Origin of the sequence: Jiangella endophytica (genome assembly GCF_003427025.1) — a bacterium.
GTDB classification, from domain to species: Bacteria; Actinomycetota; Actinomycetes; order Jiangellales; family Jiangellaceae; genus Jiangella; species Jiangella endophytica.
Genome location: NZ_QVAI01000004.1, coordinates 381108 through 395188, shown reverse-complemented (window position 1 = coordinate 395188; position 14081 = coordinate 381108). Strand labels below are relative to the sequence as shown.

Here is a 14081-nt window from a genome sequence, read left to right as displayed (position 1 = left end):
GCATCGTCGGCACGAGAGAGTGCGGCAGCGTCTCTGACGCCGCCATGCGCAAGGGTGAGGAGAGCCCGATGACAGCGACCGCCACCGCCACCACCCCGGCCGAGGACCGCACCGAGTGGTACCGGCTCTCCGTGGCCGACGCCTGCCAGCGGCTCGGCGTGGACCCCCGCACCGGGCTGACGACGGCCGAGGTCACCGAGCGGCGGGCGACGTACGGGCCGAACCGGCTGGCGCAGGCGGCGAAGGAGCCCGGCTGGAAGACGTTCCTGCGCCAGTACCGCGACCTCATGCAGCTCGTGCTGGTCGGTGCGGCGATCGTCAGCATCGTGGCCCTCCAGGACGTCTCGACCGGGCTGGTGGTGCTGGCCCTCACGGTGATCAACGCGGTCATGGGGCTGCACCAGGAGGGCAAGGCCGCGGAGAGCGTCGCCGCGTTGAGCAAGATGCTGATCATGACGGCTCACGTGCGCCGTGACGGCCAGGTGGCGGAGGTGCCGGCGGAGGAACTGGTGCCGGGCGACGTCGTTAGTTTCGAGGCCGGCGACAAGGTGCCCGCCGACGGCCGGGTCCTGGTGGCGGCGACGCTGGAGATCGAGGAGGCCGGGCTGACGGGGGAGAGCACCCCGGTCTCCAAGACGGTCGATCCCGTCGACGGAGTCGACGTGCCGCTGGGCGACCGCATCGACATGGCGTACATGAACTCGCAGGTCACCCGCGGGCGCGGCGAGATGGTCGTCACCGCCACCGGCATGGGCACCGAGGTCGGGCACATCTCCGGCATGCTCAGCGGCGTCGAGCAGGAGAAGACGCCGCTGACCAGGCAGCTGGACCAGCTGACGGTCCTCATCACGATCATGGCGGCCGGCGCGCTGGTCGCGATCGTCCTGCTCGGGCTGGCCCGCGGCGAGGACTTCGACTCGCTCTTCCTGGTCGGTATCAGCCTGGCGATCGCCGCGATCCCGACCGGGCTGCCGGCCGTCGTCACCATGCTGCTCTCGATGGGCACGCAACAGCTCGCCGGCAAGGGCGCGATCGTCAAGCGCCTGCGGTCGGTCGAGACGCTCGGGTCCACGTCGGCGATCTGCTCGGACAAGACCGGCACGCTGACGCTGAACCAGATGACGGCACGGGCACTGATCGTGGCCGGCCGCCGGTTCGACGTCGACGGCGAGGGCTACTCGACGCAGGGGCGGATCATGCGCGTCGCGGGGTCGGGCGACGGCTCGCTGGAGCCGTTCCTGCTGCCGATGGCGCTGGCCAACGACGCGGTGATCCGCGACGGCGCCTGTATCGGCGACCCCACGGAGGGCGCGCTGGTGGTGCTGGCCGAGAAGGGCGGCCTCGACGTCGAGGAGACCCGGCGCACGGTCCCGCGGCTGGCCGAGGTGCCGTTCGACGCCGAGTACAAGCTGATGGCGACCTTCCACGAGCTGCAGGAGGACGGGCGGCGGATCGTCCGGTGCCTGGTGAAGGGCGCGCCGGACGTCCTGCTGGCGCGGTCGACGCACTACCTGGCCGCCGACGGGACGGCGCGGCCGCTGGTGGAGGGATCGGCGGGGACGGGGAAGGTGCTGGCCGAGAACGACCGGCTGGCCGGCGAGGGCATGCGGGTGCTGGCCGTGGCGCGCCGCGACCTCGAGCGGGTCGAGTTCGACGCGACGTCGGACCTGCTCGACACCGTGTCGGACCTGGAGTTCCTGGCGCTCGTCGGCATCGTCGACCCGCCGCGCAAGGAGGCGAAGGACGCGATCGCCGAGTGCAAGCGGGCGGGCATCCGGGTCCGCATGATCACCGGTGACCACGCGACCACGGCGGCGGCGATCGCCGGGCAGCTGGGCATCGAGGGGCGGGCGCTCACCGGGACGGAGTTCGCCGCGCTCTCCGACGACCGGCTGGATCGCGAGGTCGGCGGCATCGGCGTCGTCGCCCGGGTCGCGCCCGAGGACAAGGTGCGGCTGGTCGGCGTGCTGAAGCAGCAGGGCAACGTCGTCGCGATGACCGGCGACGGCGTCAACGACGCCCCGGCGCTCACCAGGGCGGACATCGGGGTCGCGATGGGGATCACCGGCACCGAGGTGACCAAGGACGCGGCGGAGATGATTCTGACCGACGACAACTTCGCGACGATCGTCGCCGCCGTCGAGGGCGGGCGCGGGCTCTACGACAACCTGATGAAGTACGTGCGCGTCCAGATGATCATGCTGGCCGGGTTCATCCTGACCTTCCTCGGTGCCGGGATCTTCACCATCGCGAACGGCACGCCGCTGCTGCCGTTGCAGATCCTGTGGATCAACTTCGCCATCGACGTCCTGCTGGCCGTCGGTCTCGGGTTCGACCAGCCGACCCCCGGGCTGATGGATCGCCGGCCCCGCCCGCCGGACGAGCCGGTGATCCGCCCGGCGATGGGCGTGCGGCTGGCGCTCGACGGGCTGCTGATCGCGATCGGCGCGCTGGTGGTCGTCGCGGTCGGGGAGGACCAGTACGACCTGGTGGTCGCCACGACGATGGGCCTGACGGCGACCTCGCTCCTGCACATCGTGGCGGCACTGGAGTGGCGCGACCCGCTGCGGACCGTCTTCACCAGGGCCACGCTGGCCAACGGGCGGTTCATCCGGCTCGTGCTCATCGCCGTGGCGCTGACGTTCCTCGTCACCGCCGTCGGCGGTCTGCAGCGCGTCTTCGACACCGTCGAGCTGACGGCGACACAGTGGGGGATCTGCCTGCTCGCGCCGCTGGGCTACCTCGTGCTCGCTGAGATCGAGAAGCTGGTGGCCGGCCGGCGAGCGGCACCGGCGCCGGCGGGGAGGTGAGGGCCGTGGACCGACGCGGCAGAATCGTCGACGCGCTCCGCGTGCGGCCGGGCGCGCCGGCCGGGCTGGCCGAGCGCGGCACCCGCTGGTCCGGCGACGAACTGGGCGCACTGACGGAGCGGCAGCTCGACGCCACCGCGCGGGAGCTGCTGAAGGACGGGGTGGCCGAGCTGTCCGACGCGCAGGAGCTGCTGTGGGCCAGCGACCGGTACGCGCTCCTGGTCGTCTTCCAGGCGATGGACGCCGCCGGCAAGGACTCGGCGATCGAGCACGTCATGTCCGGGGTCAACCCGCAGGGCGTCGACGTCGTCGGGTTCCGCAAGCCCTCGGCCGAGGAGCTCGACCACACCTTCCTGTGGCGCATCGCCAAGGCGGTGCCCGAGCGGGGCCGGATCGGGATCTTCAACCGGTCGCACTACGAGGAGGTCATCGCGCTGCGGGTGCACCCGGACTGGCTGGACGCGCAGAAGCTGCCGCCGGGCGAGCGTGGAGCGGCCTTCTGGTCCGGGCGCTACGAGGACATCAACGCGTTCGAGCGGCACCTCGACCGCAACGGCACCAAGATCGTCAAGTTCTTCCTGCACGTCTCCAAGGACGAGCAGCACCGGCGGTTCCTGGCCCGCCTCGACAACGCAGGCAAGCAGTGGAAGTTCAACGCCGCCGACGTGGCCGAGCGAGCCCTGTGGGAGGACTACCAGGCCGCCTACGAGGCCGCCCTCTCCGCGACGTCGACGTCGTGGGCGCCCTGGTACGTCGTGCCGGCCGACCAGAAGAGCGTCACGCAGGCCCTGGTCGCCGCCGCCATCCTCGAGACGGTCCAAGGGCTCGACCTGCGGTGGCCGGTCGTCTCCGCCGCCGCGCGGGAGGCGAACATCCGGGCCCGCCGGGTCCTGGAGGCCGAGTCGGCCGGGCTGCAGCCCGCGCCGGGCGGCTGATCAGGCGCTCAGCGCGACGTGGTGGGTGCGCAGGCCGAGCTCGTCCAGCACGTGGACGAGCAGGCCGGCGGGTTCCGGCGACGGGCCCAGCGGCCGGCCGGCGCGCAGGTCGAGCCGCGGCCGCCAGGACAGCGCCGGCGCCGACACCATGGGTACCGTGCCGTCCAGGCGGGTCGCGATGTGGCGGTGGTCGTGGCCGCAGAGGACGCCGGCGACGACCGGGTGCCGGGCGACGACCGCGCGCAACGCCGCCGCGTCGGTGAGCGGCCACTCGGCGTCGAGCTGGTCGAGACCGGTGGGGAACGGCGGATGGTGCAGCGTCACGAGGACCGGTGCGCCGGCCGCCGCGAGCCGGCCGTCCAGCCAGTCCAGCTGCTGGTCGCCGAGGGTGCCGGACGAGCTGTCGAGTCCGATCAGCAGGACGCCGCCCGCGGTGTGGGTCCACACGGCCGGCGACCCCGCGCCGTCGGCGGGCGCGCCCAGAAGGTGCGGCAGCTCGTCGCGCAGCACGGCCGGGTCGTCGTGGTTGCCGGCCAGCACCAGGCAGCGCACGCCCAGCGGCGCGAGCAGCGCGGACAGCCGGCGGTACTCGCCGGCGGTGCCGTGGTCGGTGAGGTCGCCGGTGAGCAGCAGCAGGTCCGGGCCCGGCCGGACGGCGTCGAGAGCGGCGGGCAGCGCCGCGAACGCGACGGCGAGCGCGTCGTCGTGGACGCTGCCGACGTGGGGGTCGCTGGCGTGGGCGAGGATCATGGCGCGCCGATCCTACGGTGCGGCGACCCCCGGACGATCAGCGGTCCGGGCCCGGCGGGACCGGCGGCTCACCCGTCGTCGAGACGATGATCTCGGCGGCGATCTTGCGCAGCTTGACGTTGTCGCGCTGTGAGCGCCGCCGCAGGATCTCGAAGGCCGTGCGGGCGTTGCAGCTGTGCCGGCTCATGAGCACGCCGAGTGCCTGGTCGATCACGTACCGCGAGGTCAGCGCCACCCGCAGGTGCTCGGCGTGCGCCGCGTACTCGAACATGCGCAGCGCGAGGTGCAGTGCGACCGCTTGCTGGGCGGCCAACTCGGCCACCCGTGCGCGCATCGCGGCGTCCAGCGCGTCCGCGCGCCGGGCGTAGACGGTCAGTGCGCCGACGGGCGCGAGGTCGCCGTCCACCGGCACCGCCAGCACCGCGGCGACGCCGTCGGCGGTGCCGCGCAGCGTCAGCTCGGGCCAGCGCACGTCGGCCGCCAGGTAGTCGACGCGCACCGGCTCGCCGGCCTGGACGGCCCGCAGCGACGGCCCGTCCTGCGTGATGTACTGCGTCTCCTCCAACGCCGCCGCGACGGCGTCGCTGCTCCCGGACGTGACCGGCACTCGCGGCCCCCGCCGCACCGTCAGCGAACAGGAGACACCACCGCCCAGATCGCGCGCGACGGCGCCGGCCAGGCCGGTGAGGAAGTCGTGCAACGTAGCGCTGCTGGACAGCAGGGCACAGGCCGTCGTCGAGCCGGTGCTGATGGTCTGATCCGCGGTCATCGGCTCCGCCCCCGTCGCCTCGTACCTGAATGTGCCGATCCTGACATCGACGATGTCACCGACCGGAACGAACGGCTTCGGCCTGACGGGACGAGAGGGGCTCGGCAGGCCCGTCCTGCCAGGTCGAGTGGGTGGCCGGACCAGTCTGCCGGGCGTGTCGCGGCCGGATCACCTGACATGTCGCGCGGTACGGGGCAGACTGGGACGATGTCGCACAGCGGCAGCGCTCGGGGTGGGGCGCCGCGGCCGCCAGTCGTGGGACCACCGGCGGCGCGGGCTGGTTCGGCGCGGCTGCGTGAGCTGCTGGCCCTGTCGGTACTCCTGTCCGACGGACGCCCGGCGGCCGAGATCATCGAGCTGGCCGGCGGCGCGGTGCGGTCCTGGACCCCGTGCGAGGTGGTGGCCGTTCCGCGCGAGCCGGGCGAGGCACCCGCCGAGGTGAGCGGCCTGCGCGCCGACGGCGGCCGGGTCACGGTCGAGGGGCGCGGGTGGGCGTGGGCCTACCCGCTGCGCGCGTTCAACGGGCCGCAGGGCCATCTCGTCGTGGCCGGTGACCAGCCGCCGACCTCCGACGAGCGATTCCTGCTGACGAGCCTGGCCCGGTACACCGGTGTCGCGCTGGGGCAGGACGCGCTGCGCCGCCGGCTGCGCACCGTCGCCGGCGACCTCGACCGCGCCGAGGCGGAGCTGCGCCAGCACGCCGCCATCCAGGAGACGCTGGCGCGCGCCGCCGCCGACCCCACCGAGGACCGCATCAGGGCCATCGCCGAGGCGCTCTACGCGATCACGGGTCTCCCGGTCGTCATCGAGGACTCCTTCGGGTACGCCCGCGCGTGGTCCGGCCTGGCCGAGGCGCCGGCCGCCGAGGCGGGCGCACCCGACCTGCGCGGCCCGCTCCCGGTCCGCGACGGCGACCGGCTGGTCACCGCGGCGCAGCCGCGACACGAGGTGCTCGGCACGATCGCGCTGGTCGACCCGGGGCGCATGGCCGGCGAGCGGGACCAGTTCGCCCTGACTCACGCGGCCCTGGTGCTCTCCGGCGAGCTGGCGCACGTCCGCGCGGTCGCCGAGGTCGAACGGCGGCAGCGGCGCGACCTCGTCGAGGACCTGATCGACGGCGCCGACGAGGCCGGCGCGGCCGCGCGCGCCGAGGCGCTCGGTTACGACCTGGGGCCGCCGCACCGCGCCGTCGCCGTCGGCTACCCGGTCGCCCCGGCCGACGAGGTGCTCGCGGCCGCGGTCGAGCGCGCGGTCGCCGCTCTCGGGCTGCCCGGCCTGGTCAGCCGCCGCGCCGACCACGTCGTCCTGCTGTCGCCCGAGCCGCGGCCCGACGCGACCGGCACGACCTGGGAGCGGCTGCACGCGGCGATCTCGGCGCGGCTCGGCGCCGTCGAGGTCGCCGTCGGGGTGGGGCGCCCGGCCGACGGGCCGGCCGGCATCGCGCAGTCCTGGCGAGACGCGCAGCGGGCCTACGCCATCAGGGCCGGCGGCCGCCAGCGCGACGGCGTCACCGTCGACGACCAGCTCGGTCTCTACCGCATCCTCGGCACCGGCGCCGGCAGCGGCGACCTCGAGCGCTACGTCGACGAGTGGCTGGGCGCGCTGCTGCGCTACGACGCCGAGAGCGGCAGCGAACTGACCCGGACCCTGCGCACCTACCTGGACCGCGGCGGCAACTACGACGAGACCGCGGCCGCGCTGATCATCCACCGCAGCACGCTGCGGTACCGGTTGCAGCGCATCCGCGACCTCACCGGCCTGGACCTCGGCGACCCGGACACCCGGCTCAACCTGCACGTCGCCGTGCGCGGCTGGTCGGTCCTCGGCGGCGACGACGACGGCTAGAGCGTGAGTCCGAATGGTGGTGAGGACGGCAGGTCGGGAGCTGATGGCGGGACGGACGGGTCCGCCGCACGGGTAGCTGTCTGTCGCGTCGGCGCCACGGCGTGACGATGTGACCCGGCCCTTCGTCCTTGATGACGATTGACAGCGCCATGAACTGCCGTGCCCGGGGGCAGGTGATCAGGCTCGAACCGGGTGGGCCGGGGGCTGAGGGGCGGCGATCCCACACCGCTCACCGGACCGGCCGACCGCCACCGGCGCGATCAGAACCGCGGAACCACGGAAGAACCCAGTCGGACTCACTCATCCAGGGCGGGAAACGGGCGGTGGGCCTGTCCGGCGCCGTTGATCAGAGAGAAACGCAGCGTCCCGGCGCCGGGAACGTGCACTTCCATGATCGACTCGACGATCTGCGGGCCTCGTCGTCGCGGCACCAGGCCTGCTCCAGCTCCGGCAGGCATGGCATGCCTCGCGATGCACCAGAACGCCTCATGACGGCCACGTCTGCCCCGATGCCGGCACCCTGACGCTGCGGGAGGCCGAGCCGCGCTGTCACGGCCCGTAGAGCTCGAGCTGGGTGAGCCAGAGCCGGCCGGGGAAGTCCGCCGGCCCGCCGCCGGCCTGCTGGACCAGCCGGACGTGCGTCGCCCGGCGGGCGGGCGCGTCGTGCACGGAGTAGGGCGTCTCCGTGCCGCCGGCCACGTCGACCCAGGGCTCCCAGGCGCCGTCGTCGCCGTCGCGGGTGTCGAGCCGGTAGGCGGCGCTGCTCTGGTAGCGCAGCCGGTACTCGGGCCAGTGCAGGACGGCACGGCCGAGCAGCCGCGGACCGGCCAGCGCGACGTGTACGGCGTGCGCGTCGCCGGCGTCCGCGGACGCCCAGCCGGTGCGCCGGTTGCCGTCGGTGAGCACCGGTGTGACCTCGGTGTACGGCTGCGCGACGACGACCGGGCCCATGAGGTGCGGCTGCAGCCGGTTGTCCGAGCCGCGGTGCCACAGGATCGGTGTGGCGGTGTCGTCGACCGGGTGCGCCATGGTGACCGGGCCGTCGGCGTCGCTGAGGAAGTCGTTGCGCATCAGCACGGTGACGTGCGCGTAGTAGGCCGGCAGCTGCGTCGCGAAGAAGTCGTCCTCGTCGGGCAGCCGCTCGCCGTAGGCGTTGAACGACATCGAGTGCGGGCCGCGCCGGGGCTCGATCTTGGCCAGCTCGTCGTCGGCGAACGCACGGTGGATGTCCCAGGCCGACAGGGCCTGACCGTCGCGCTCGTAGTGCACGTCGAAGTCGGTGTCCATCATCACCCAGGCGCCCTGCTCGGACGACCAGATCTCGGCGACGACGTGCTCGTCGACGGGCGGGTCGGCGACCGCCTCGTCGCCGATGCGATAGTGGCCGGAGATGCCCCGGTGCAGGTTGATCATCCGGGCCGGGATGCCCAGCGCGAGGCAGGTCTGCACCAGCGACACCGAGTAATGGACGCAGATGAAGTGCTCGACGCCGCGGGAGCCGCGGTCGAGGATGAGCAACGCGTTCCACTCCGGCATGCGGTACGGGATGTGGTGCGGGAACAGCGACTTGATCCAGTCGCGCAGCCGGACCGCCTTCTCGACGTCGCTGCCCTCGCCGGCCACCTCGGCGAGCGGGAACCGGCGGCGCAGCTCGGCCAGCACCGGGTGGTCGGGATCCTCCGACGTGAAGGGCAGCGCGCCGGGCGGCGGTGCGGCCGGGTCGTAGTAGACGTCGCCGGCCGACGACGGGTTCGCGGAGCCGAGATAGCTGCCCACCCGTACCGTCGTCCCGGCCTCGCGGGCCAGGTTCACCCGCGGGTAGGACGGCAGCACCGACAGCTCGTCGCGCCGGTCCATGCGGGTGAGGATCTCCGTCCGCCACTCGGCGAGCCGTTCCTCCAGCGTGCGGTAGTCGGGGTGCTCCTGCACGGTGTCCTCCATCGGGCGACGTCCGGTCGGATCGAGGCTACGGAAGGCCGGTCCGGCCGCGACAGGCTGAGACTTGTCCTGTCAGGCGGCGAACTCGCGCAACGCGGCGGCGACGGCACCGGCCGCGGCGTCGAGGTAACGGCGGCCGTGCTCGGCGTTGCCGGCCGACGGGTCGTCGGAGAAGCCGTCGCCCTGCGCCATCGCGTCGGGCTGCTCGACGTGGTAGCGGCCCCAATAGCCGGCCGGGTTGCGCCGGTACGGTGCGCCGGGCCGGTGCGGCGGGTCGTCGACGAGGTCCGGCCGCAGCGCCAGCACCAGCGACGTCTCGAACGCGCCGGCGTGACCGGGCAGCCGGCCGCGGTCCTGCGCGCCGGCCGCGACCAGCTCGTCCCACGCCATGACCCAGTAGGAGCCGGCGCCGGCCCGCACCCGCAGCGCCTGCCCGGCCTCGCGCGCGGCGACGACGACCAGCTCGGCGTTGCCGCCGTGCCCGTTGAGCAGGAACACCCGGCCGAACCCGGCGGCCGCCAGCCCGGCGCACACGTCGCGCAGCTGGGCCAGCAGCGTGCCGGCGTCGGCGGTCAGCGTGGCGCCGATCGGCACGTGGTGCGGGGAGTACCCGACGGCGACGCCCGGTGTGACGATGACGTCGACCGCACCGGCCAGCCGGGCCGCCGCGGCGCCGGCCAGGTGCTCGGCGACCATGAGGTCGGTGCCCAGCGGCAGGTGCGGCCCGTGCTGCTCGCAGGCCCCGACCGGCACGACGGCCACGGCGTCCGGCGCCCGCTCGGCGACGGCCGCCCGGGTCAGCTCGGCCAGCAGCGCCGTCACGACGGCGTCCCGTGGTCCGGGCCGGCGTGCAGCGTGTGGTCGCCGGAGCGCAGCACGTGGCCGCGCATGAGCGCCTCGGCGCGGTCCCGGTCGCCGTCGAGGATCGCGTCGCCGATGTCGATGTGCTCGGCATTGCCGCGCTGCAGCTCGTCGGGGTCGGCGAGGGCGCGCTTGCGCACCGCCGCGTCGACTCCCAGCAACGTCCCGATGAACTGCACGATCACCCGGTTGCCGGACAGCTCGCGGACGGCGTCGTGGAAGCTGGCGTTGATCTCGACGATCTCGTCGACCGGGCGCAGGATCGGGTCCTTCATCAGCGCCAGCGGCTCGGTCAGCGCGGCGACGTCGGTCACGTCGCCGGTCGCCACCCGGGCGGCGCACAACCGGGCGGCCAGTCCCTCCAGCCATGCCCGCACGGTGATGACCTGCTCGAACGAGGTCAGCGCGTTCTCGCCGACAACGATGCCCCGGCGCGGCATGCTGCGGACGAAGCCCTCGTTCTCGAGCCGGCGCAGCGCCTCCTTCACCGGCGTCGTGCTGATGCCCAGCTCCTGCGCCGTCACCCGCTCGGTGATCTTGTCGCCGGGCGTCAGGTCGCCGTTGATCAGCTTGGTCAGCAGCACCTGGTACACCTGGTCGCGGATCAGCGGGACCTCGCGGATCACCGGCCCGTCCTCGGTCACCACACGACCACCGTCCCCTCGCGCAGCGACTCCGTGACGGCGGCCCCGAGGCGCAGCGACGCGAGCCCGGCCGCCGTCGACGTCTCGGGCTCGGCCCGCGTGCGCACGCACTCGGCGAAGTGGGCCAGCTGCCGGTCGAAGCACTCGTCGTTCCACGGCCGCTCGAACCGCACCTCCTCGGTGCGCAGCGTGCCGTCGTCGTCGCGGGTGGTGAGCGTGGCCACCTGCTCCGGCCGGTCGATCAACGCGACGCCGCGCGGGCCGAGGATGCGGAACTCGCCCTTCGGCGAGCTGGGGAAGAACCAGCCCACCTCCATGCGGGCGGCGTCGCCGTTGGCGTAGTCGACCAGCGCGGAGACGAAGTTCTCGCCGTGGAACCGCGGCTGTGACCGCACCCCGGTGGCGCGCACCCGCACCGGCGTCGCACCGGTCAGGTAGGCGAGGTAGTCGGCCAGGTGGGCGCCCTCGTGCAGGTACGACGGCCCGTGCGCGAGGAACTCCTGGATGCGGCCGACGTGCACGGTGTCGGCGGCGTCGTAGCGCTCGTCGAAGCCGCCCAGCGTGTAGACGGCGGGGGAGCCGATCAGGCCGTCGTCCAGCCACCGCCGCGCGGCTCGGACCAGCGGAGAGAACCGGTTCTTGAAACCGATCTGGACGATCCGCCCGGCGGCTCGCGCGGCGTCGTGCACCTTCCGGGCCGACGCGAGATCGACGGCCATCGGCTTCTCGCACAGCACGTCCAGGCCGGCGTCGATGGCGGCCAGCGTCAGTGAAGGCGCGACGTGCGGCGGGACGGCCACGACGGCGGCCCGCGCGCCCGCGGCCACGGCCGGGCCGAGCTCGGTCCAAGCGGGGACGCCGTACGCCGCGGCGGCGGCGTCGCGGTGCTCGGCGACCACGTCGACGACGCCCACCAGCGTGACGGCGGGGGAGCGGTCCAGCGCGGGCAGGTGCCCCGTCGTCGCGATGTCGCCGCAGCCCACCTGGACCACGCGGAGGGGTCCGGCGCCAGTAGTGTCGGCAGTGGTCACGTCAGCCCCAGAAGTCGTTCGGCGTTGCGGTGTGCCAGCGCGGCGGCGTCGCCGTCGGGCAGCTCGGCAAGGATCGCACGATGCACGGACAACCGGTGCCGCGACAGGTCCGGGTCGCCGAAGCCGCTGTCGGTGCCCAGCGTCAGCTTCGCCACCGGCACGCGGCGCACGATCTCGCGGAAGATCGCCCGCGGCGCCGTCCCGCACATCGTGATGTGCACGTTCGGGTACCGCAGCGCGGCCGCGACGGCGTCCTCCCACAGGTCGAACAGGCCGCCGTGCGCCAGCACGACCGTCAGCTCCGGGAATCGGGCGGCCAGCCGGGCGATCTGCAACGGCGACGCGTACGGCGGGGTGCCGTCGTGCACGACGAACGGCAGCCCGCGCTCGATCGCCGCCGCGGCGACCGGCTCCATGTAGGCCTCCAGCGGCGAGAACCCCTGCATCCACGGGTGCAGCTTGAGCGCGTGGAAGCCGCGGTCGGCGCACCGGTGCAGCTCGTCGGCGGCGTCCGGGCGGCGCGGGTCGACGGTGCCCAGCGGCAGCAGCCGCCCGTCCGACCCGGCGCACGCCTGCGCGATCACGTCGTTGCCGGCCACCGCGTCGTAGCCGAGCCCGTCCAGCGTCATGACGGCGGCCCGCGTGATGCCGAGGCGGTCCATGGCGGCCAGCACGTCGGGCCGGCGCCACCGGTCCCACTCCGGCGATGCCTGCGCCGGCAGGTGCGTGTGCAGATCGACGAAGGTCACCGCGCCACCCCCAGCAGGGCGGCCGCGGTGCCGCCGAGCACCGCGGCCCGGCCGGCCTCGGGGAGCCCCGCGCGGTCGACCCGCTCCAGCTCCAGCGCGAGGTCGTTGAACGGGACGTCGCTGCTGAACAGGACCCGGCCGGCGCCCAGCGCGGCGACCAGCCCGGCGATCAGCGACGCCCCGTTGTACGCCGTCTCGGCCACGAGGTTCGGGCCGGTGGTCAGCGCCGGCAGCAGGTCGAGGGAGAAGTCGGTCCGTCCGGACCGGCCCATGACGAACGTGAGGCCGGGGCGGCGCAGCGCCAGCTCGGCCAGCTGCAGCGGCTCACTCGCGACGGGCACGCCGGTGACGACGTAGACCGGCCGCCCGTGCTCCTCGACGACGTCGAGCACCGGCTCGAGCAGCGGCGAGAGCAGCCCGAACCCCTGCACGGACGGCACCAGCTTCAGCCCGCGTGCCCCGGCGGCGAACGCCCGGCGCAGCTCCGTGGCCGCGCGCTCGCCGTACCAGGGACTGACGGTGGCCCAGTGCGCCAGCCGGTCCGGGTGCGCGTCGCACCAGCTCGCCAGCGTGCGGTTGCCGTCCTCGTTGTCGACGGCGACCCAGCGGCCGACCGGCCCGACGACGGCCCGCTCGACGCCGCCGTCGTCCAGGCGGTGCAGCAGGTCGTCGACGCCGAGCGTCGGCAGGCTGGGCAGGTCGCCGGCGGCGACGTGCGCGTCGACGACGCCGGTCGTCACAGGACGCGCTCCGGGCGGCGGTAGCCGCAGCGGTCCAGGTGCTCGGCCAGGGCGGCGCGGTCCTCCGGCCGCAGCGGCAGCAGCGGCAGCCGGACCGCCGGACCGCCCCGTCCGAGCAGGTGCATGGCCTCCTTGATGACCGTGATGTGGTAGCCCGGCCGGGCCGCTCGCAGCGCGGCGATCGGCCCGATCCGCTCGCGCAGCAGCGTCGCGTGCCGCTCGGCGTCGCCGTCCAGCGCGGCCGCCCACACGTCGAGCGCCACGGCCGGGTCCAGGTTGACCAGGCCGGAGGTCATCGCGACCGCACCCATGCGGGCGTAGTCGACGGCGGGCAGCTCGGCCATGCCGTTGATCCAGACGTACCGGTCGCCGAGGCGGTCGACGCAGCGGGCGAACAGCTCCTGGTCGCCGGCCTCGTCCTTCACCGCGACGGCGGCCTCGACCTCGGCCAGCCGCTCCAGGTCGGTGTCGTCGTAGACCGCGCCGGCGGTGCTGAACACCACCAGTCCGAGCCCGGACGCGGCGCCGATCTCGCGGTAGTGGCGGACCATGCCGTCGCCGTCCGGCGTGACGAAGTACAGCGGGTTGACCATGAGTCCACCGGCGCCGGCGTCGGCGGCGATCCGGGCCAGCCGGGTGGCGATGGCGGTCGCGTGCCCGACGCCGGCCAGCACCGGGACCCGGCCGCCGGCCGCGTCGACGCTCTCGCGGACGAGCGCGGCGTACTCGGGCTCGTCGAGTGCGTAGAACTCGCCGACCCCGCCGCCGACCACGACCGCCCCGACGCCGCTGCCGGCGAGGAAGGCCACGTGCTCGCGCTGGCTGTCGAGGTCGAGGGCGCCGTCGTCGTGCATGGACGTCGGGGCGAAGGCGAGGACGCCGCGCAGCGAAGCGCGGAAGGTCTGCAGTTCCACTGTGGGCCTTTCCACGAAGGGACGGGCTCTGGTATATCAGACATCAGCCGCTACTGAACAGCCCGATCCGCGCCGGTCACAGCGGGCACGCCGCC

12 protein-coding genes are annotated in these 14081 nt (G+C 74.0%); 3 read left to right on the top strand and 9 right to left on the bottom strand.

Annotation, left to right across the window (positions count from 1 at the left end; genetic code table 11):
- The first annotated feature begins 68 nt into the window (after positions 1-68).
- Both DZA62_RS11235 and DZA62_RS11230 read left to right on the top strand, forming a co-directional pair.
- Entirely contained in the window at positions 69-2810 is a 2742-nt protein-coding gene (locus tag DZA62_RS11235; RefSeq protein ID WP_116949101.1) for a cation-translocating P-type ATPase, read from the top strand.
- A gap of 5 nt (positions 2811-2815) precedes the next feature.
- Positions 2816-3745, top strand: a complete 930-nt coding sequence (locus DZA62_RS11230; protein WP_198663638.1) for a PPK2 family polyphosphate kinase — start codon at positions 2816-2818, stop codon at positions 3743-3745.
- Here the strand turns inward: DZA62_RS11230 and DZA62_RS11225 are convergent, their stop codons facing one another.
- On the bottom strand, positions 3746-4495 hold the full coding sequence (locus DZA62_RS11225; RefSeq protein WP_116948962.1) for a metallophosphoesterase: 750 nt from the start codon (positions 4493-4495) through the stop codon (positions 3746-3748).
- Positions 4496-4532: 37 nt separating this feature from the next.
- Positions 4533-5264 (bottom strand): GAF and ANTAR domain-containing protein, encoded by a 732-nt coding sequence (locus DZA62_RS11220; protein WP_116948961.1) that lies wholly within the window; start codon positions 5262-5264, stop codon positions 4533-4535.
- A gap of 255 nt (positions 5265-5519) precedes the next feature.
- Here DZA62_RS11220 and DZA62_RS11215 point away from each other — a divergent pair, with 255 nt between their 5' ends.
- A complete protein-coding gene (locus DZA62_RS11215; RefSeq protein WP_116948960.1) occupies positions 5520-7109 on the top strand; it encodes a helix-turn-helix domain-containing protein in 1590 nt (529 codons plus the stop codon).
- Between the two features lie 549 nt (positions 7110-7658).
- On the opposite strand, the gene DZA62_RS11210 is transcribed toward DZA62_RS11215, so the two are convergent.
- From DZA62_RS11210 to DZA62_RS11180, 7 genes are all read right to left on the bottom strand, one after another.
- Entirely contained in the window at positions 7659-9050 is a 1392-nt protein-coding gene (locus DZA62_RS11210) for a transglutaminase-like domain-containing protein (protein ID WP_116948959.1), read from the bottom strand.
- Positions 9051-9119: 69 nt separating this feature from the next.
- Entirely contained in the window at positions 9120-9869 is a 750-nt protein-coding gene (locus DZA62_RS11205; protein ID WP_116948958.1) for a creatininase family protein, read from the bottom strand.
- Positions 9866-10555 (bottom strand): GntR family transcriptional regulator, encoded by a 690-nt coding sequence (locus DZA62_RS11200; protein WP_198663637.1) that lies wholly within the window; start codon positions 10553-10555, stop codon positions 9866-9868. The genes DZA62_RS11205 and DZA62_RS11200 overlap by 4 nt, the downstream gene beginning before the upstream one ends.
- Positions 10549-11583, bottom strand: a complete 1035-nt coding sequence (locus DZA62_RS11195; RefSeq protein WP_116948957.1) for a Gfo/Idh/MocA family protein — start codon at positions 11581-11583, stop codon at positions 10549-10551. The genes DZA62_RS11200 and DZA62_RS11195 overlap by 7 nt, the downstream gene beginning before the upstream one ends.
- Complete coding sequence (locus DZA62_RS11190) at positions 11580-12332, bottom strand: amidohydrolase family protein (RefSeq protein ID WP_116948956.1); 753 nt, start codon at positions 12330-12332, stop codon at positions 11580-11582. Before DZA62_RS11190 ends, DZA62_RS11195 begins: the two co-directional genes overlap by 4 nt.
- Complete coding sequence (locus DZA62_RS11185; RefSeq protein ID WP_157987601.1) at positions 12329-13072, bottom strand: amidohydrolase family protein; 744 nt, start codon at positions 13070-13072, stop codon at positions 12329-12331. The genes DZA62_RS11190 and DZA62_RS11185 overlap by 4 nt, the downstream gene beginning before the upstream one ends.
- Entirely contained in the window at positions 13069-13986 is a 918-nt protein-coding gene (locus DZA62_RS11180) for a dihydrodipicolinate synthase family protein (protein WP_116948954.1), read from the bottom strand. The genes DZA62_RS11185 and DZA62_RS11180 overlap by 4 nt, the downstream gene beginning before the upstream one ends.
- Positions 13987-14081 lie beyond the last annotated feature (95 nt).